Annotated in this window: 15 protein-coding genes; 2 read left to right on the forward strand and 13 right to left on the reverse strand. The window is 46.1% G+C overall.

Translation table 11 applies throughout. From position 1 onward, the window contains the following. Window positions 1–3 precede the first annotated feature (3 nt). From AAFP14_RS20650 to pilM, 9 genes are all read right to left on the reverse strand, one after another. Window positions 4–336, reverse strand: a complete 333-nt coding sequence (locus AAFP14_RS20650; protein WP_341734085.1) for a type II toxin-antitoxin system RelE/ParE family toxin — start codon at window positions 334–336, stop codon at window positions 4–6. Beyond that, the gene (locus AAFP14_RS20655; protein ID WP_341734086.1) at window positions 333–527 is read right to left on the reverse strand and encodes a hypothetical protein; all 195 of its coding nucleotides are present in this window, start codon (window positions 525–527) and stop codon (window positions 333–335) included. The genes AAFP14_RS20650 and AAFP14_RS20655 overlap by 4 nt, the downstream gene beginning before the upstream one ends. A 198-nt stretch (window positions 528–725) precedes the next feature. After that, on the reverse strand, window positions 726–2204 hold the full coding sequence (locus tag AAFP14_RS20660; RefSeq protein ID WP_341734087.1) for a dihydrolipoyl dehydrogenase family protein: 1479 nt from the start codon (window positions 2202–2204) through the stop codon (window positions 726–728). A 610-nt stretch (window positions 2205–2814) separates the two neighbouring features. Beyond that, entirely contained in the window at window positions 2815–3957 is a 1143-nt protein-coding gene (cobD, locus tag AAFP14_RS20665; protein ID WP_341734088.1) for a threonine-phosphate decarboxylase CobD, read from the reverse strand. Between the two features lie 18 nt (window positions 3958–3975). Next, window positions 3976–4281, reverse strand: a complete 306-nt coding sequence (locus AAFP14_RS20670) for an HU family DNA-binding protein (protein WP_341734161.1) — start codon at window positions 4279–4281, stop codon at window positions 3976–3978. A gap of 464 nt (window positions 4282–4745) precedes the next feature. Then, window positions 4746–7163 carry an AMIN domain-containing protein gene (locus tag AAFP14_RS20675; protein WP_341734089.1) on the reverse strand — a complete coding sequence of 806 codons (2418 nt, stop codon included), beginning with the start codon at window positions 7161–7163 and terminating at the stop codon, window positions 4746–4748. Between the two features lie 112 nt (window positions 7164–7275). Then, the gene (locus AAFP14_RS20680) at window positions 7276–8103 is read right to left on the reverse strand and encodes a pilus assembly protein PilO (protein ID WP_341734090.1); all 828 of its coding nucleotides are present in this window, start codon (window positions 8101–8103) and stop codon (window positions 7276–7278) included. Further along, the gene (locus tag AAFP14_RS20685) at window positions 8100–9026 is read right to left on the reverse strand and encodes a PilN domain-containing protein (protein WP_341734091.1); all 927 of its coding nucleotides are present in this window, start codon (window positions 9024–9026) and stop codon (window positions 8100–8102) included. Before AAFP14_RS20685 ends, AAFP14_RS20680 begins: the two co-directional genes overlap by 4 nt. A gap of 47 nt (window positions 9027–9073) precedes the next feature. Next, complete coding sequence (gene pilM / locus AAFP14_RS20690) at window positions 9074–10168, reverse strand: type IV pilus assembly protein PilM (RefSeq protein ID WP_341734162.1); 1095 nt, start codon at window positions 10166–10168, stop codon at window positions 9074–9076. Between the two features lie 318 nt (window positions 10169–10486). Between pilM and AAFP14_RS20695 the strand changes: the two genes are divergently transcribed. Next, entirely contained in the window at window positions 10487–11770 is a 1284-nt protein-coding gene (locus AAFP14_RS20695; protein ID WP_341734092.1) for an ABC transporter substrate-binding protein, read from the forward strand. Window positions 11771–12335: 565 nt separating this feature from the next. Here AAFP14_RS20695 and AAFP14_RS20700 read toward each other — a convergent pair. Next, the gene (locus tag AAFP14_RS20700) at window positions 12336–13598 is read right to left on the reverse strand and encodes a bifunctional folylpolyglutamate synthase/dihydrofolate synthase (protein WP_341734093.1); all 1263 of its coding nucleotides are present in this window, start codon (window positions 13596–13598) and stop codon (window positions 12336–12338) included. 80 nt (window positions 13599–13678) lie between these two features. On the opposite strand from AAFP14_RS20700, the gene AAFP14_RS20705 reads away from it, so the two are divergent. Beyond that, window positions 13679–14716 carry a DNA cytosine methyltransferase gene (locus AAFP14_RS20705; protein ID WP_341734094.1) on the forward strand — a complete coding sequence of 346 codons (1038 nt, stop codon included), beginning with the start codon at window positions 13679–13681 and terminating at the stop codon, window positions 14714–14716. Between the two features lie 50 nt (window positions 14717–14766). On the opposite strand, the gene AAFP14_RS20710 is transcribed toward AAFP14_RS20705, so the two are convergent. The 3 genes from AAFP14_RS20710 to AAFP14_RS20720 form a co-directional block, all read right to left on the reverse strand. Further along, window positions 14767–16590, reverse strand: a complete 1824-nt coding sequence (locus tag AAFP14_RS20710) for a CHASE2 domain-containing protein (protein WP_341734095.1) — start codon at window positions 16588–16590, stop codon at window positions 14767–14769. 6 nt (window positions 16591–16596) lie between these two features. After that, a complete protein-coding gene (locus AAFP14_RS20715) occupies window positions 16597–17442 on the reverse strand; it encodes a FecR family protein (protein ID WP_341734096.1) in 846 nt (281 codons plus the stop codon). Window positions 17443–17780: 338 nt separating this feature from the next. After that, entirely contained in the window at window positions 17781–19019 is a 1239-nt protein-coding gene (locus tag AAFP14_RS20720) for a Zn-dependent hydrolase (protein WP_341734097.1), read from the reverse strand. Window positions 19020–19075 lie beyond the last annotated feature (56 nt).

The raw sequence follows: 19075 nt of genomic DNA on the forward strand, positions 1-19075 counted from the left end.
ACTTCAAGTCGGGATAGGGCATTGCCACGACTCTAAATGTACGCAGAGAGAAGGTAAGACCACTTGTGGCACATCTCGATGAAGCGTAAAGAATCCCCGCGCGTTTACGCCGGGGAGTATGTCAACAACCCACAGTTGTCGAATTTCCCTACCAATAATGGCTGCTTCGGGTGCGACTGAGCAACGGTAAGGAAACTCTTGTAGGGATGCGATCGCATCTTGGATATCGTAATACCACTGATTTGCAGCATCAGCACTCAAATAATCGCACATCCAACGATAGGTGGTTTCAATTTCACCAAAAGCGGGTGGTTGGATTAAGACTTGATAACTCATAGACTCTGAGGAATGTTGAACTGCTGCTGTAGGGCTATCATGGCTCGATCGACTGGGATTCCTTCACCTCGATCGAAGCTTTCAAGTCCTTTGCGGATGCCGATGATGGCTTCGAGGTAGTCGATGCGCTCTAGGAGTTGTTCGTAGGTATTGACTTGGGGGTGTGGAGGCGATTTGAGCGATCGCACCAAGCTGAGAAGATCCGCAAGCAGATCGCTATATCAAAACTAGACGATCGCACTAAAGAAATGGGTTGCGATTTACCGTTGGGTGAGGGCTGGTTTACGAGATTGTCGGTTTTAGGCAATTACAGTGTTCTCTGCGGTTAAATCATTCAACAACAATCATGGCATCAAAACCCAAAAATGCCCAATACCCAACTCCCAAAACTACCTTTTCCAATACCTGCGCCAATGAAACAAATTTTCCCATAAATTACGTATAAAAGTATTGCGACGGAAACGCTCTAATTCCCAACTAGCAGCAGTTTTTCCAGTAATCTCCGAAAAAGTAGACCCAATAAAAGGAATTTCCGCGATCGCCCCAACAGTCATTCCCTGACGCACAGCCAAAGCCATAACATGAATCAACTCAGCAGCATTTAGTCCCACAATACTCGCCCCCAAAATCTCCCCATTACCCCGTCCCACAATCTTACAAAAACCAGTCATCTCCCCACATATTTGAGCCTTTTCAATATTCTTAAAATATTCCCGATTCACTATAATATCATCACCAAAACGACGCCTTGCTTGCGCCTCACTCAAACCCACCCTCGCCAACTGCGGCTCAGAAAAAATAGCCCAAGGAATCCCGCGATAATCAATTTTCAACCTCGGCAAAAACAAAGCATTTTTCACAGCCACCACAGCTTCGGAATTAGCAATGTGAGGGAACGCATAACCGCCAGCAACATCACCAATTCCATAAATCCGAGGATTAGTTGTTTGCAATTTCTCATTTAAAATCAATCCCTGGTGATTGCATTTAGCACCAGTCGCTTCTAGATTTAATGATTGAAAATTAGGCTTGCGCCCCGCAGCGATAAAAATCTCCTCAGTTTCGATCGCCCAATCTCCCGCTTGAACCCACTTCCTCCCATCAATCGCTCTAGCTTGAGTCACCTCAGTAGCCGTCAAAATCCGCACTCCTTGGGCTTCCATTGCAGCTTGAACCAAGCCAGCAGCCTCTGGCTCCTCTTTCGCCAAAATACGCGAACCCTTCACCACCAGCGTCACAGCCACCCCTAATCGAGCAAAAGTTTGAGCCACTTCCACACCGCTAGGATCTGCACCAATTACGACCAAACTTTTAGGAGCTTGTTTAAGTTTTGCTAGTTTCCAGACAGTTTCCGAAGTAAAATAGCCCACAGACAAAAGCCCTTCTATATTGGGAATCGCCGGGAGACTGGGACAAGCGAGCAAATAACCAAGCGATCGCAATTTCCGCCCATTCACAGCAAAAGCCATATCCGGTTTCACCACAAACTCGCCATCACCACAAATAACATCAACCCCGCGAGTCGCCAAAATACCCAAATCGTTGATTTCTGACAAATTAGAAACAACACCTTCTGTCCACTGCATCACCTCATCAAACCGCAATTCCCTGGGCATTTCCGAATTAGTATTGTCCCAAAGTACACCGAATTTCTGGTTAGTGATTTGTTCAGCAAATCGGCCACTCTCACTCAAAATTTGGTTGTATTGCAAACTTAAGGCGATCGCATCTTGGCCCGCCGTCGGCAAATTTTGTAAATCACTCAAGGGTTCCACCAAAGCAACACGAGCTTGAAAACCACTTGCAGTCAAAGCAGCATAGCGTCCGGCCGTCGTACCACCAATTATTACTAAATCGTAGTCAATCATAAATTTAATAAGTCATTAGTCATTAGTTATTAGTTATTAGTCATTAGTCATTAGTCATTAGTTATTAGTCATTAGTCATTAGTTATTAGTCATTAGTCATTAGTCATTAGTCATTAGTTGTTAGTTATTAGTTGTTAGTCATTAGTTATTAGTTATTAGTTATTAGTTATTAGTCATTAGTCATTAGTTGTTAGTTATTAGTTGTTAGTTATTAGTTGTTAGTCATTAGTTATTAGTTATTAGTTATTAGTTATTAGTCATTAGTCATTAGTTGTTAGTCATTAGTTATTAGTCATTAGTCATTAGTCATTAGTTGTTAGTCATTAGTTATTAGTCATTAGTCATTTGTTATTTGTTGTTACTCATTTGTTGTTTGTTATTAGTCATTTGTTATTTGTTATTTGTTGTTAGTCAGTGGATATTGGTTATTTGTTGTTAATTATTTACTCTTGATTCCTACTTAGTAGTTATTCTTGGGTAATTATTAGTGGGTATTTATTAGTTTTTAGCTGTTAACTAGAGCATTTACCAAGGCGTTTTGGTTATTGCTCCCTGAGCGGAGTCTAAGAACTCAATAAATAACCAATAACCAATAACCAATAACCAATAACTAATGACCAATAACTTCTTGAATTGCAGAAATAAGTCGTAGATTGTCTGCCCGATCGCGCACAGCTACCCGAAAAAAGCGATCGCCCAACTCAGGAAAACTCAAACAATCCCGAATTAAAATCCGGTGACGTTCCAGCAGACTTTTTTGAATCAGCCCCACCGAAACCGAAGACTCCACCAACAAAAAATTAGCCGCACCAGGAAACGGCCGTAAACCCGGTAAACTAGCCAAACCCTCAAATAGCTCTTGGCGAGCCACAGGTAGCCAATCCCAGGTTTGCCGTTCAAACACAACATCTCGCACCACAGCAGCCGCCGCGGCCGCAGCCAGAGCGTTCACAGGCCAAGGATCGCGCTGCAACTGCCAGCGACGGAGGCGATCGGGATGGGCGATCGCACAGCCCAACCGCAGTCCCGGCAGAGAATAGAATTTAGTAAGCGATCGTAAAATCACCAAATTCGGAAACTCCGCCACAGCATCGATCGAACTCTCCTGTTGTTCCGGCGGTAGAAAGTCCATAAAAGCCTCATCTACCACCACCAGACCCAACTGCTCCACATAAGGCCCAATCGCCTCCCTACTGAACAGCAAACCCGTAGGATTATGCGGATTATTCAGCAGCAAGCCGTGGCATCCGGCATTCAGAGCCAGAGGCACCGGGACTTCTTGAGGAACAGGCAAGATACCTGTTCCACAAGAAAATTCATTTCTTGTGGAATGGGCATCTTGTCGGTGATTGACAATAGTGCCAGATGTGAGATCCAAAGGACATTCCAACACCTTCGCGCCGAAAGCCAAAAGAGCCCGCCAGTAATCACCAAAAGCCGGAGTCACCAAATAAGTTGCTTCCAGCTTCGACAAATCCCAAGCCGCCCAAGTCAACAATTCCGCCGAACCATTACCCGGCAAAATCCAATCCGGGTCAACATTCAAAGCCTCACCCAAAACAGCCCTCAGTTCTCCATAATCAGGGTCTGGGTAAGCAGTCAGACTGCCCAGGTGTGCTTGAATCGCATCCAGAGCCGACTTAGGCGGGCCCAAAGGACTGATACTGGCAGAAAAATCGAGAATAGCAGAAGCAGGGCAACCAGCCAGTGTGGCCGCCCAAGCTAAATTCCCACCGTGAACAGGTCTAGTCAAAGCTTAGTTTGCCGATATTTAGGAGTCTTTATCCGGTGCAACTCTGTCCTTAAACAATTTCCCTGCGGAAAATGCCGGAACTCTGGTAGCCGGAATTTCCATTTTAGCGCCAGTTTTGGGATTGCGACCCTCACGAGCCTTACGTTCCCGTGACTCAAAGGAGCCAAAACCCACCAGTGTCACCTTGTCGCCGTCGGAGACAGCTTCCATGATTGCTTCCAAAGCGGCACTCAAAACGGCATCTGCCTGTTTTTTCGTCACGCTAGCCTTTTCCGCGACTGCATCAACCAATTCACCTTTGTTCATTACGAACTCCTTCTGGATTTGCAAAATACGTTCAACAGATTTCAACTATTAGCTGTGAGTTATCAACTGGATTGGGCTGTGCTTGGGGAGGTTTCGGTTGCACCCGATCGCCCCTGTCAGCTTCCCCAAATCAGAACTCCTGCTGAATACTAACTACCCTAGAGTAATTGGTCAGAAAAGGAATTTTCATTTTTAATTGCTGAAAACCCCACAGCATCTAATTTTCACTGCATTATTCTAAAGTCTTCCCGACCGTTATGGATCGGTGGAACCTTTAATTTATATGGATTTGGACAATTTTTAGAATTAATCCATAAATTTGGTTACAAAAATACCACCTTGGAGAGCACATTTCTCACCTCGGTGGATTTGAGAACCGGAAAAAAGAGAAAGAGAAGGAACAGAATGTCATTTGTCAATGGCTAAAGGGGAAGATTTTCCTTCTTACTTCTTCCTTCTTCCTTCTTCCTTCCTTCGGACTACTACCTAGGCTGGATGGGCTGACCCCGCTGCAACAGTTGGCGGGCGTCGGGACTGATGTTGTTTTGGTAGCCAAAGTTCGATCGATCGCTATCATCCAAAATCTGCGGTGTCAGCAATACAATCAACTCCGCCCGCTGGTTGTCCTTAGTAGTGCTCCTGAACAGCGAACCGATAATCGGCAAATCTCCCAAAATCGGAATCTTCCGGGCTATCACTCGTTCTTCGTCGCGGATAATTCCAGAAAGAATCAAAGTCTGACCGTCTCGCAGGCGAATTAGACCCGATTGCAAAGAGCGCTCCCCTAGTGGCGTGATCCTATTGGTGTTAGAGCCAACCGAAAGGTCGAGAGTGGGGTTGGGTGTCCTGATAATCGGATTCACCCGCAGAGACACAAAACCATTATCGTCAACCCGATCAATCGCCACCCCCAACTGCAAACCCGCCTTGTCTTTGACCGCCGTAGTTGTTGTGGTACTTGTATTTCCGGTGGTCTGTGTTTGCTGGGTGATGTTAGTAATCACCTCATCCGTGATATTTACATTCGCCGTTTCCCCTTCTTGGACAACCAGAGTCGGATCGGTCAAAATTTTGCCGTTCCGCGTGTTAATCTGTGCCTGCAACGCAGACAGGAACCTCCTGGGATACTGCAACAACGGGAACAATCCGAACTCTGCGGTTCCCGAACTGGTCGCTCCTCCTGGTGTGTAATCGGTAATTCCAACTCGTGTAGGGCTATTACTAACTGGGGCTGTAGGCTGAAGGAACACACCCTTAGCTGGACCGTTGATACCTTGACCTGTCAATGGGACGGTAACGCGACCGTTCGCATCGTAGAAAACCTCTCCGGTTATTTGGTTGGGGACGATGGGCGGAGTCGTTCGGCTATTGCTGACATCTGCTCCCGTAGCAGGCTGCAAGCCACCAAAATTGAGACTTGCGGCCCCACCGTCATTCACGAAGAAATTGTTATTAATCCCGAAAGAGAAACTGCTGCTACTGATGTTATTTCCCGACAAATTGATATCGATCACCTTGACATTCACCGCCACTTGACGGCGGCGCAAATCTAGCTGAGTCAAGAAATTTACAGCGACATCAACCTTGCGCGGATCTCCCACCAAAGTGATGGAATTGAGCCTCGCATCGGCCAGCACCGACAGTCCCCTCAACAATAACGGGCCATTACCATCCCTGGCCCCGATCGCCTTAATATCAGGTTCCCGAATTTCCACATCCCGCGCCGCATTACCCTGGCCCACCGTTTGAATAGTCACGCGAGTAATCGGGAGTTGAGTTTCAGCACCTTGAGCGCTCAAAAAGTTAGCTGCATCCGTAGACCGAACTTGATTGAGCCGCAGAGTCCGAACGATAATATTGCGCGAGTCCAGTGGCAGATTACTACCTACAAAAATCGTCCGTCCCACCCGATTAGCTTGCAGCCCACTCAGGCGGAGCACGTAGTTAAACACATCTTGCACCGACTCATTTTCGATGTCCAAAGAAATCTTCGGCCCTTCATCCGAACCTCCTGCTGCACCCGCAGCCGGTGCACCCGCTGGCTGGCCTGGCTGACCAGGAGCGCCGCCACCACCTGTAAAAGCAATATTCAACCCCGCAGCACGAGCCAGTAGAGCCAACACGTCCCGAACAGGGGCATCCCGTAGGACTAACCGAGGGATGCGTTCTCCCGAACTCAGCTCGATATTTCCCGCCGCTGGAGCGATGTTAGAAACGGCGATATCTCCTAGGGGTGGAGCAACTGCCCGCGGTAGCAACGGCGCGGCCTGACTGGCGGGAGATTGAATCTCGCTGGGGAGTGGTGGGCGATCGTTTCTAGTGATTGTAACTTCAGGATTTTGCAAGACCACGTTCGGGTTTTGCCCTGTACGGATTTGGGGACCCGGCACAGGGGCTGTTTGGCTCAGGGGCAGGCTAGGAGGTGGTGGAGGTGTTTGGTTGAGGGCGGGGGTTCCCGGCTGTGCAGCTTGAGTAGTCTGGGGTGTACCGCCCTGTCTGGCGACACTCAGAACGATGCCATTGCCTTGTCCCTGAACGATTTGTCCGCTGGGAACGCCGTTAGTGCCTGTCACCAAGACGCGGATGCTGTTAGCATCTGCCGGGGTGACTTCTACTGAAGAAATGCCAGGGGCTGGGTTTTCTTGCCGGAATGTGCTGCCTTGGCTTAAGCGGAGCTGAGTATTGATGATTGTGGCTTGGTAGGTATTGCCATTATTAATGGCGAAGACTTGCGGGCGATCGCCCTTTTCCGTCGCCAACACAATATTTATCCCATTATTGGCTTGACTTACTTGCACTCCTGTGACTTGAGTTGGGGCTGCCCAAACAGGGGCTTGGGCCATCATCACTCCCGCCACACTGCTAAAGAGTCCTCCAGTTAATCGTAGATGGTGTTTCACGTTCGCTCCTCAAATAAACTTTATCAATTATTGTCTTTTAGCTCCCCCACTTCTTCCAAAAGTTGGGGAGCTGCTGGGTATTCTGTTTTTTTAGATGGGCTTAACTAGCTGCTTATTTAGCAACAGGACTTGCTGCTGCACTGGGACTTGGAGTCGGTGTCGGCAGTTTTTCCTCTTGTTTTAACGGCAGCAGTGCGTGTAAATCAAAAGCAGTTTTAATTTTAGTTTGCGGTGGCGTAATGGGGACTATTTTCCCTTTCAAAACGTCAACTTCTATGGTCTGATTTGGTTCTGCCAATTCAGATTTTAAATTTCTCACTACCAAAAGCGACTGCATCAATTCCAAGTTACGCATAAAGCTGCGGGTTTGAGCAAAATTCCCTTCAAACTCTACCTTATATTTTTTGCGTCTGAGCTTGCCAGCCAGAGAAGGTCCAAAAGACGTATCTTTTAGAATATCGGGGTCTGCCACTCCAGGTACGGTAGCAGACGGTGCAGTTGCCGGCAAGATATCTGGCTCAAATTTTGTCAGTTTAGCTTTACCCTGATCCCCTTGTACGCCTACGTTGATTTTGTTCACCAATTGATTCATGTCCAGCAACAAGGTGGTGCTACCCTCGTCGCTAGCAAACATTGCCGTCACCTCTGCCCTGCGCTGTTTTGCCTCTTCTTGTTTGGCTTCTGCTTCTGCCCTTTTTTTGATTTGATTTTGCAAGCTCAGTTGCGTTTCTTTGCCTTCGCTAATTTTTTGCTTGATGTCGGCGGTTTTCTGCATTTCTGGCATCACAAACTGTGTACCGATGTAGCCGGCGACTCCGATGCCGAGAACAGCAATCGCTATTGCTTGAACTTGGGGTGTCAGCTTAATCCCGAATATTTCCTGACTAGATGAATCTTGTCCTTGTTCTCCGCTGGGAATAAACTCATTTGCTGCTGTCATGGTTTTTTAACTTCTCCTTTTTGTTCGCTTTTTGGTGTTTCTAGCACTCCTTTTTCTTGAAGTGTTTCTATCCGTATTGCCAGCCCATCTGCTTGTTGACTCCGCAGTTCGGGAAGCAACTCGGAGGCTACTGTCGGACTGAGGCTGGTTTCAATTTTATATTCCACCACCGGCCGCAGTTTGGGAATTTCTACCGCACCTAGGGCGCTTTGGTTCCGTACTTGTACTTGTGCGGGGTTGTTTTTTAAGGTGGCTGCTAGCAGTCTGGTATCAGTATTGAGGAAAAAGGGAGAGCGTTGAACTAGCAGCATGAAGTCGTTAACTTGAGCAAAGGTACTGGCGACTCCTGAAATTACTACCTTGGATGGCTGAACCGGGGCCACGGGGGTGGCCACTGCCACGGGAGTAGCGGTGGCTGCTGGGGAAGGACTCCCTCCGGCTGGGGACGGGCTGGCTGCTGGGGTGGCTGCGGGTGGAGGGGGAGCTGCTGCTACTGGGGACGGACTGGGGTCTATTTGCTCGATTTTGGCAATTTTCACTCCGGCGGGAGTGCGGTTACTTAGGTCTTGCAGCATTGCCGACCAAGGTTTAATTTGGTCGAAGACTCCTGCTAATGCTTTGTATTCTGCGGTAACTTTATCGGTTTCGCTGTTGATGGCTTTGATGGCACTGGCTTGAGTGTTTAATTTTGCCACTTCTTGGTCGAGGGCTGTTTGTACTGCACTCAAGCCATTATTTTCGTTAGTGGCCCACCACCAGACACCCATGACGGCGACGTTGATGCCCATGGCGAAGAGCATGGCACCAATTAACGGAAGTTGGTCTTTTGCCGAACCCGAACCTTTTTTGGTTGGAGCTTGGCTTGGTTCGTCCTGTTTGTATTCGGGACGGTCTCTGAGAAAGTTAATATCTAGGCTGTACATGGCTTTACTCGATTTGAGATTTTAAATTTGAGATTTTAATTGTCTGTTCACAAAACCTCCCTTAGTCCTAAACCTAAAGCTACTCCTAAACCTGCTCGCTGTTCTGGGCTAATTTCTTCGCTGACTTCGAGTCGTAGGGTGTCGATGGGATCTACTTGAGAAGCCGGCAAGCTTAATCTTTGCATGAAAAATTCATCTAGTTTGCCGATCGCAGCTCCTGGCCCTGCTAACAGGAGTTGTGCTACTTCTAGTTCTTCGCTCTGGTTGAGATAAAAGTCTACTGAACGACGCAGTTCGTCTGCGAGTTCTCCCAAGACTTTAATCATCGCATTTGTACCCGGATTTGCATCCCCTGATGTACCCATTGTATCTGTTACTGGTAAGGTCATGCCTTGTAGTTCGCTGGTGTCTCTGGTTGGTGGCAGATTCATGGCTTCGTTGAGGGCAGTCTGGATTTGGTAAGTGCCGATCGGGATGGTACGGTTGAATTGTGGTATGCCGTCCACTACTATAGCTAACTCGGTGCTGTCAAATTCTATATCTGTCAAGACTGCTGCCTCTTGGGAGGAAAATTGTTGCAGTTGATCTTTGAGGGTGCGGATCAGGGCAAAGCTGGTTACTTCTAGCACATCTATAATCAGTCCGGCTTCTTTGAAGGTTTCTAGATAGGTGTCTGTGACTTCTTTGCGGGTTGCTACGAGTACAACTTGCACTTTTTCTACGCCGTCGTCATCGACAAATAGGCCGATTTTTTGATAGTCTACGTCGGCATCTTCTCTGGGAAATGGCAAGTATAGCCCTGCTTCTGAATTCATGTATTCCCGCAGTTCTTCGTTGTTGAGTTCTGATGGGACTGGAATTAACCGAATGACGGCTTCCCGTCCGGGAATGGCTGTGGCTACGTGCTTGGCTTTGATTTTGTTTTCGGCGAGGACTGAACGTATCAGTTCTGCCATCCCTGGCGGGTCGGCTATTTGTCCTTCTTGTACTATGTCTTCTGGTACTTCTATGGAGGCTAATGTGGCTATTTTTAATGCCTGAGCTTTCTTTTCCAGTTGAATGATGTTAATGCGGTCTGAGGCTAGTTCGATGCCGATTCCGGGCTGGCGTCTGGAAATTAGATTTTTGAAAAAGTTAACCATGTGATTGGGTCGCTGGTAATTGCTATTTTCTTTAACTTGTGCTTGGCCAGCCTGAGTCAGCAGTTGGCTGTGGGAAACTTTGTTTCCACGCGGCGAGGGTGCTGACATCTTGCTATTGGGCAGTACCTAAACGGTGGCCACTGTGTGTGTTGCGCGATTGTCCGATTTTATCCTATCCAATCTACTTGAGATTGAGCATTCTGGTGTGAATGTCAACAAATTTCAACTTGGGTCGATCGACCCCCTGGCCAATTCTGGAAACAACCCACAGGAATTACCTAATAAATTACCTAACAGTTAAAACAAGGAGGCAGAAAGATGAAACGTAAATCTTGGCAATTATTTACTATTTTTGGGCTAGTGGGGCTACTGTTGTCTGCATTGGTCAGTTGTGGCAAGCCTGCTGTTAATTCCCCAACCCAAAATTCGATGGCTCTTGAGTTCTGGACTATGCAACTGCAACCTCAGTTTACGGAATATTTCAATCAGACGATCGCCAATTTTGAAAAGGAAAATCCGACCGTGAAGGTGCGTTGGGTCGATGTCCCTTGGTCGGCGATGGAAAGTAAGATTTTGGGCGCTGTGTCGGCGAAAACTGCCCCGGATGTGGTTAACCTCAATCCTGATTTTGCGTCGCTGTTGGCGGGGCGCAATGCTTGGTTGGATTTGGATGCTAGGATACCGGAGCAAGTGCGATCGACCTATCTCCCAAATATCTGGAAATCTGGCGTTCTCGATGGCAAGAGTTTTGGTATTCCTTGGTATCTCACAACTGGGGTAACAATTTATAATACGGACTTGTTGAAAAAAGCGGGAATTGCTAAGCCTCCTACTACTTATACTGAGTTGGCTCAAGTAGCAAAACAGGTGAAGCAGAAGACTGGTAAGTTTGCTTTTTTCGTGACTTTTGTACCGGAGGATTCGGCGGAGGTTTTGCAATCTTTGGTGCAGATGGGTGTTACTTTGGTTGATGCTCAAGGTAAGGCTGCTTTTAATAACGATAAAGGTAAGGCTGCTTTTGAGTATTGGGTTGATTTGTACAAGGGTGGATTTTTGCCCCAGGATGTTTTGGTGCAGGGCCATCGTCGGGCGATCGAGCTTTATCAATCTGGGGATACTGCTTTGTTAGCTTCTGGACCTCAATTTTTGAAGGCGATCGCCGAGAATGCTCCTAGTATAGGTGCTGTTTCGGCTGTGGCTCCTCAAATTACTGGTCCAAACGGCAAGAAGACTGTGGCGGTGATGAATTTGGTGGTGCCTCGCGACAGCAAGCGCCCTGATGATGCTGTCAAGTTTGCTTTGTTTGTGACTAATTCTCAGAATCAGTTGGCTTTTGCTAAGGCTGCTAATGTTTTGCCTTCTAGTGTTGATGCTTTAAAGGACTCTTATTTTAAGAGTGTACCGGCGGATGCTCCTACTGCCGATCGAGCTCGGATTGTCAGTGCTTCTGGGTTGGAAAAAGCCGAGTTGTTGATTCCGCCTCTGAAGGATGTTAAGAAGTTGCAAAAGGCAATTTATGACAATTTGCAAGCGGCTATGTTGGGGGAGAAGTCGGTAGAGCAAGCTGTGGCTGATGCGGCAACTGCTTGGGATCAAAGGTAGCAAATATATCCGTAGGGGCGAAGCATTCCGGCAGTCTGTCTCTGCTTCTGACTAATAAATTATCTGCCGGAATGATTCGCCCCTACAAAATTGGGATGCACGCGGATTTTTTTTGGCGATCGCCCCTTGCTTTTTTTTGTAGCTTGACCTATTATTTAATAATCGAAACCTGTGCGCGCATATATACAGCCTAAAGTTATAATCATATACTTCAGTATAGGACAAAAAATATCAACTATCAAGAATTTGGAGAAAGATAGGGAAATTTAAGATTTTTTTACCGCAGAGGGCGCAGAGGACACAGAGGAGGAGAAGAGATATATTAATCTTTTTGTCCGCCACAGATGATGGTCAGCGAACACTAATGAATTCTGGATATTTTAGGCTGGGATGGATCGCCAATCGCCTAATTTATTTGGGTTTTTCCTATTGCAATTTAGCGGGATTTGACATACTATATCATCATGGGAATCTGTACCTACATATAAGCTAGCTGTGCCTTAAGTTTGAAGATAATTTCCACCACAGATGATGGCGGATGCAGGTAGATAAAAGAGAGATATTTTTAGAGTTGGGTTGTTTGTAGTTGCAGAAAGTAACCGACTAGGTAAAGGGAACCGCAAAGGACTGTTAAGTTGTTGTCTGTTACAGCAGTGTCTAAGGCTGTGGTTAAGTCGGGGAAGGTTTGGCAGAGTGTTAATTCACGACAGATGTTTTGGGCGAGGGCTGCTAATTCTGTGGGTGGTGTGGAATTTTGGTCGGGTACGGGTACTAGATAAAGTCGATCGCCCTTTTTGAGTAATGCTTTGAATATATCATCGCTGTCTTTAGTAGCCAGAATGCCGATTACCCAGTTAATTGGTTGCTGATGATTAAATTTATCGACATATTCGCGCAAAGCAATCGCCGCGGCTGGGTTGTGGGCTCCGTCGATTAATATTTTCTGGTTTTTCCAAGTTGTTTGTTGGAGTCTTCCTCGCCATTGGGTTTTGGCGATACCGTTTTCAATCGCAGTTTGGGATATTTGCCATCCTCTGTGTTGCAGAGTTTGGATAGTTGCGATCGCCATTGCTGAATTCATCAGTTGAATGTTTCCCAGCAATGGCAATTGATATCTTATTTTAACCCCATTTTGAGGTGACTGATACTCCGCTAATCCTTGTCCGAAATCTAGGGCTGGTTTTACCCAAGTTGGGGGACAGTCTAATTGTTGAATGCGTTTTTCTATGACTATTCTCGCCTCTGGTGGCAATTCTCCGATAATAGCCGGACAATTTGCTTTGAGAATTCCGGCTTTTTCCCCAGCAATGTCGGCGATGGTTGGGCCAAGTATTTGCCAATGTTCTAGGCTAATGGATGTGATGACGCAGGCGAGGGGTGTTTGGCAAACATTAGTCGCGTCTAGTCTTCCTCCCAATCCAGTTTCGATGATGGCGATGTCTGTTTTTTGTTCGGCGAAGTACAGCCAAGCTGCGGCGGTGATGATTTCAAATTGGGTGGGGGTTTCGGTGTTGTTTTGGGTGGTGGCGATTACTCGTTTGAGGTATGCTTGTAGTTCTGTTTGGGAAATTGGTTTTTGGTTGATGCAAATTCTTTCTGTCCAATCAATTAAGTGCGGGGATGTATACCGCCCGACTCGATATCCTGCTTCTGTGAGTATGGATGATAAATAAGCGCAAACTGAACCTTTGCCGTTTGTGCCGGCGATGTGGATGATGGGGATTTTTTGGTGGGGGTTTTCTAGTTTTTCTAGAAGTTGTTTGATTCTTTCGAGGCCGAGGTGGATGCCGAAGTGTTGGTATGATTTGAGGATGGATTCTGCATTCATTGAGGTGGGAGTTTTTTACGAACCGCGAAGGCGCGAAGGGCGCGAAGGAAGAAAGAAGAAAGAAGATAGATGTTAATTATATGAATATTATTTCTCTGTTTGCGGGTTGTGGTGGGTTGGATTTGGGTTTTCGTTTGGCTGGGTTTAATCCGGTTTGGGCTAATGAATATGATAAGTCTATTTGGGATACCTACGAGTTTAACCATCCTGACACTATTTTAGATCGCAGAGATATCCGAAAAATCAATTCGGAGGAAGTTCCTGATTGTGTCGGGATAATCGGTGGGCCTCCTTGTCAAAGTTGGAGTGCTGCTGGTGCTAAACGCGGTATTGATGACTGTCGCGGTCAGCTTTTTTGGGATTATATCAGAATTGTGCGCGACAAGCAGCCTTTGTTTTTCTTGGCTGAGAATGTCAGTGGGATTTTGGCTGCTAGAAACCGGGATGCTTTTACTTATATATTATCGCAGTTTGAGGAAATTGGCTATCGGGTTTCGTTCAAGTTATTAAATGCTAAAAATTTTGGTGTACCGCAGGACAGGCAAAGGGTGATTGTGGTTGGTTATCGGGAAAGTCTGGGTTTTGGTTTTGAGTTTCCCGCACCGGGAAATAAGGTTTTGACTTTGCGAGATGCGATTGGTGATTTGGAGTCGATCGCACCTCTGGCTGTTTCAGGTAAGTTAGATAAGTATCACTCGTTAATTGCCAATCATGAATGTGCTGATTTGGGATTTTCGAGTATTTATATGTCGCGAAATCGAGTTAGAGGTTGGTCGGAACCTTCTTTTACAATTCAGGCTAGTGGCCGACACGCGCCTATCCATCCTCAAGCTAATAAAATGATTTTGATTGCGAAGGACAAACGCATTTTTGACCCAAATTCGCCTCGGCCTTACCGCCGACTTTCGGTGAGGGAATGTGCGAGAGTTCAGACTTTTCCCGATGATTTTATTTTTAAGTATAAGCAGATTGCTGATGGATACAAAATGGTAGGTAATGCTGTTCCTGTAAAATTGGCTAGAGTTTTGGCTAGTAAGATTTTTGAGGATATTGTCTTCGGGCATAAGGCATTATCGGTATTATCTGTCATTTCTAAATTTGCGATCGATCTGACTTAAAAGAAATGGCCGCTAATTTTATCTTGGGCTGTTAGATTGCTGGTATGTCTTTACTTTTGCCCTAGGAGGGCGCAAATAGTTGTTTCTTGTTTTCTGCCTCTTAATTGAATACTTTTCACTGGTTTTGCTTTGTAGGTATCGCTCACCAATTCCCATGTTTCTCCAGTAATCAATACCCGATAAGGATTGCCTTCTTTAAGATCTTTATTCATGGCTTCCAATCGGGCGGCAACATTCACAGTATCTCCTAAAACCGAAAAATTCAATCGCGCCCCGCCGCCGACAGTTCCAGCAATAATCGACCCTGTATGAATTCCAACTCCGAATTCAATTTTTGGCTTTCCTTCTCTTTGAAATTGTTGATTTAATTGTTTCAATCGTTCTGACATATCCAAGCAAGCGGCCATACAATTTTGAGCGTCTTGTTTAATCTCTTCTGGTTTAGTATGAGGAAAGGGAATGCCAAATATTGCCATAATTGCATCGCCAATATATTTATCGATAACGCCACCGCGATCCATAATACACTCGCTCATGGCATTTAAATATTGATTTAGCCAAGACATCAATTCACTCGGAGATAGTTGTTCGGAAATGCTAGTAAACCCTCGAATATCCATAAATAAAACGGTAGCGACCATTTCTTGCGGTTGCATTTCGCCATTTTTAAATATTTCGTCTTTGCGCTGCCAAATTAATTCAGCAGTTTCTTTTGCCATGTATTTTTCAAACAGACTCATTAATTGTTGTTTTTCTTGTTGTTCTCGCAGTTGCAGTCCAACTCCAGCTAAGACAATCGTACCAATCGGTGCAGCGATGGGCATTAGTAGAGAATTAAATGTAAATAATGAGAAAGAAATTGCATACCAAGTTAGGGGGAGAAGGATAACCATCGTAATTCGTCCCCAGGGTCCAAGTTTCGATAATATCCCGCTAGTAATTGGTCCAATTAAAAGTAATATTAGCCCAATTTTCCAGTCAGGCAAAGGTTGCAGCAGTCGGTTATTGAGCAAGTTATCAATAACTGCGGCATGAAGGTAAATCCCGCTGGTTGGTGGAATTCGATCGAGAGGAGTCCGGAAGGGATCTAAACCTGTTGCCGTCGTACCTACTAATATCAATTTGTCTTTAAAAGCATTTTTAGGATTTTTACCTTCCAGAACGTCAGCAAACGAATAAGTCGGTAAATATTGCACTTTTCCCGGCCAATTTATCCAAGCCTGCTGAAATTCTAGACTGCCGTTATTAGGCGGTGATAAAAACTTTTCTAGCCCTACAGATTGCGGTTGCTTGTCGGCGTTGTAAACGTGCAGCATGGCAATTCCCAATGAGGGAATATCTCGCAGCCACAGCGTGGCTTGACGACCGATTCCATCTGTGTCTGACTTATGTAAAATATGACCTCTATCGGCGGCTGCGGATTCTAAAGTTGATACAATTGGTAGCTGTTTTCCTTGGTCATCCCAAGCCTTGGCTAAGACTACATTGCCTTTTGCACTCATAGCGTCTGCAAGTTGGTTATCTTGGGGACTGGGTTCGGCAAAAATAATGTCGAAACCAATAACTGCGGGTTGATCGGGGGAAAGGGCTTGTAATAATTGAGTGTAGCGATCGCGCGAAAATGGAAATCTACCCAATTTGCTTAAAGTTGCTTCGTCTATTGCAATTACCACCACTCGTTTATCCCAAATAGGTTTGGGTAAAATTCCACTTTCGCGAAGTTGAAACAGGCTGTTATAGCTCAGTTGTTCCAGCGGTTTCCAGCCATCCAAATGCAACGCGCCCAAGGAAATAATAGCGGCAGCAATTCCCGGCAGCAAGGACTGGCTGCGGGCAAAAACACGTCGGAAACTAGGTATTATTAATTTAGTCATTACCCATTACCTAACTAAACTTGCACCGAGTTCATAAGATACCTGATTTCCCAGTGGACTGCGAACAACTAGCCAGTAGTCAGAATTAGCTGGCCTCGGCACTACCTCGTCGATTTTACCTGTTCGATCCATCTTTAAGGGTTGATCGTTTAAATACACTAAATTCAGCGGATCGACAGTACAAATTAATCGAACTTTGCCTGGACTGATGACTGATAAACTGATCAATTCATAGTTCATATTTTCTTTGAATGCCTTGGGTGGACTGGGAGGATTGCCGGGAAAAGTGACGGAAGCATAGCCCTTTTCTATCTTCACAGTTTGCCCTTGAGTGCTAGTAGCGTCAACCTTCCCCTCAAATAAGGCAGTTGCGGCTTTTCCCTCTGGGCCAACACCCACGGCGAACTCAGTCCCCCTGACGCCCACAACTCCCCCTGGGCTGTTAATTTCTAGGCGGGAATTGGGGTTAGTCAAGCGTCGGGCTGAAACTCTTGCCAATCCTGTGGGGACTGACAGCAAGGTAACTCTACCTCCATTGACTGCAACGGACAGACCTGTAACTCGGACGGTGGTTAATTCTGCTAGATTAATCGTAGCGATGCCAGTGTCTACCGCTAAAACGGCGCTGGATTCTTTACCTGTGGAGATTTGCTGGCCGGCTGTTGTCAGGCGATCGCCCACTTTTGCTGGTCTTCCTTGATATGTTACGCTTCCCCTAACTTGCCGTACTTCTACCCAGCGACTCCCAGGCAGTTGAATCTCCCTCGCCAGCAAAGGCAAGGCTAAAGTGATTAAAATACTAGCCAATAGGATTGCCACCCATTTAGAAATACCAGAAAATTGTAATTTCATCGCTAAAAAACATTTTGCCAAGGTCGTTATCTAGATTACTATCTTTTTGGTAGCTGCTCTAGACATTTTTTAACGACATCTTCAGACTTGTAATTGTTCCCTACTCGCAATTAGCAATTAGCAGGTTGCGTTACTAGCGATCGCCAACCCAAAGGAAATATCGAAACGGATAATAATGAATGCTATTTTAGCATCAAAAATTGAGTTTTTCCGCCATCAATAGAGCATAAATTAACATCGATTGATTCGAGGAATTGGTTGATTTTTTATATGCTCAGCACTCATTTATTATCACGTTTTAATGAGGCTTGACAACTCCGATGAATCGATCGATCGCCCTAGCTGTAAAGTCGATCGAGTTTTAAGAAGGTTTGCAGCAGCGCCTTTGCTCCCTGAGTGCACTGTTCTGGGGATGTATATTCATCTTCTGCGTGGCTGATGCCGCCGCGAGAAGCCACGAAAATCATCCCCATATCGGCAAACCGTCCGATTTCTTGGGCATCGTGTCCAGCCCTGCTGATTAAATATGTGGAACTCAATCCTAATTCTTGGCAAACTTCGGCGATCGCATTTTGAATCTTTGGTGCTGCTAATGTCGGCAATACGTGCAGCATTTCGGTCATTTCAACTTCGGTTTTGGTGGCTAGTGCGATCGCCCTAAACTTCTCTTTCATTTTAACTAACAATTCTTCCAAATTAGTTTGAGATATATCCCGCAAGTCGATTTTAAAATCCACTTTTCCTGGTACAATGTTTGTAGCATTCGGCGACACGTTTAAGTAGCCTACCGTGGCTACTTGTTCCCCCGCTGTTTCTACTCCCAGTTTGTTGACTGCTAGTACCATTTGTGCAGCAGCTACTAGGGCATCTTTGCGATCGTGCATGGGTGTAGAACCGGCATGATTGGGGCGGCCCGTTACCGTTACTGCGTAGCGGTACTGTCCGACAATGCCTTGAACTATGCCGATTTCATCCCCCGTAGTTTCCAAAACGCCTCCTTGTTCGACATGGAGTTCTACAAAAGCTGCTATTTCTTGGGGATGGCGTTTTGCCTGGGCAATTTTTGACCAATCTCCGCCAATTTGTGCTAAACAAGTTTCAATGGAAGTACCGTCGCCACGCCGATAATATTCGGCATCGCTGACTGTATTCCCGGCCATCGCTTTGCAGCCGATGACGGTGTTTTCTTCGTCGGTAAATACGATTGTCTCGATGGGATGTTCCAAGCGCACGTTGTTTTCATGCAGTACCCGCACGACTTCAATCCCTGCTAAAACTCCCAAAACTCCGTCGTAATGACCCCCCACGGGAACTGTGTCAATGTGAGAACCCGTGGCTAGAGCTCCACCCTCGCCCTTTCCCGGATATCTGCCGATCATGTTCCCCGCGGGGTCAATCCGAACTGTCATCCCTGCTTCTACCATCCAAGACTCAACGAGTTGGCGGGCGAGTAAATCTTCTTTGGTAAAAGCTACTCTGCTGACTCCTCCTCCCGGCAATTTGCCGATTTGGGCTAGTTGGGCGATGCTGCGGTTGAGGCGGGTTCCGTTCACTGCAAGTGTTAATGTAAGTGTCATTTAAAGTTGTCCTGTTGATTGATTTAACTAATTGCTGTATACTGTATTCAATAACA

This window comes from Microcoleus sp. EPA2, assembly GCA_020882975.1.
In the GTDB taxonomy this organism is placed as follows: domain Bacteria; phylum Cyanobacteriota; class Cyanobacteriia; order Cyanobacteriales; family Microcoleaceae; genus Microcoleus.

Bases quoted from the DNA above. Each gene is read 5' to 3' on its own strand.
- AAFP14_RS20650 (WP_341734085.1), bottom strand. From the start codon at position 336: ATGAGTTATCAAGTCTTAATCCAACCACCCGCTTTTGGTGAAATTGAA.
- AAFP14_RS20660 (WP_341734087.1), bottom strand. From the start codon at position 2,204: ATGATTGACTACGATTTAGTAATAATTGGTGGTACGACGGCCGGACGC.
- AAFP14_RS20680 (WP_341734090.1), bottom strand. From the start codon at position 8,103: ATGACAGCAGCAAATGAGTTTATTCCCAGCGGAGAACAAGGACAAGAT.
- AAFP14_RS20685 (WP_341734091.1), bottom strand. From the start codon at position 9,026: ATGTACAGCCTAGATATTAACTTTCTCAGAGACCGTCCCGAATACAAA.
- pilM (WP_341734162.1), bottom strand. From the start codon at position 10,168: ATGGTTAACTTTTTCAAAAATCTAATTTCCAGACGCCAGCCCGGAATC.
- AAFP14_RS20695 (WP_341734092.1), top strand. From the start codon at position 10,487: ATGAAACGTAAATCTTGGCAATTATTTACTATTTTTGGGCTAGTGGGG.
- AAFP14_RS20700 (WP_341734093.1), bottom strand. From the start codon at position 13,598: ATGAATGCAGAATCCATCCTCAAATCATACCAACACTTCGGCATCCAC.
- AAFP14_RS20705 (WP_341734094.1), top strand. From the start codon at position 13,679: ATGAATATTATTTCTCTGTTTGCGGGTTGTGGTGGGTTGGATTTGGGT.
- AAFP14_RS20710 (WP_341734095.1), bottom strand. From the start codon at position 16,590: ATGACTAAATTAATAATACCTAGTTTCCGACGTGTTTTTGCCCGCAGC.
- AAFP14_RS20715 (WP_341734096.1), bottom strand. From the start codon at position 17,442: ATGAAATTACAATTTTCTGGTATTTCTAAATGGGTGGCAATCCTATTG.
- AAFP14_RS20720 (WP_341734097.1), bottom strand. From the start codon at position 19,019: ATGACACTTACATTAACACTTGCAGTGAACGGAACCCGCCTCAACCGC.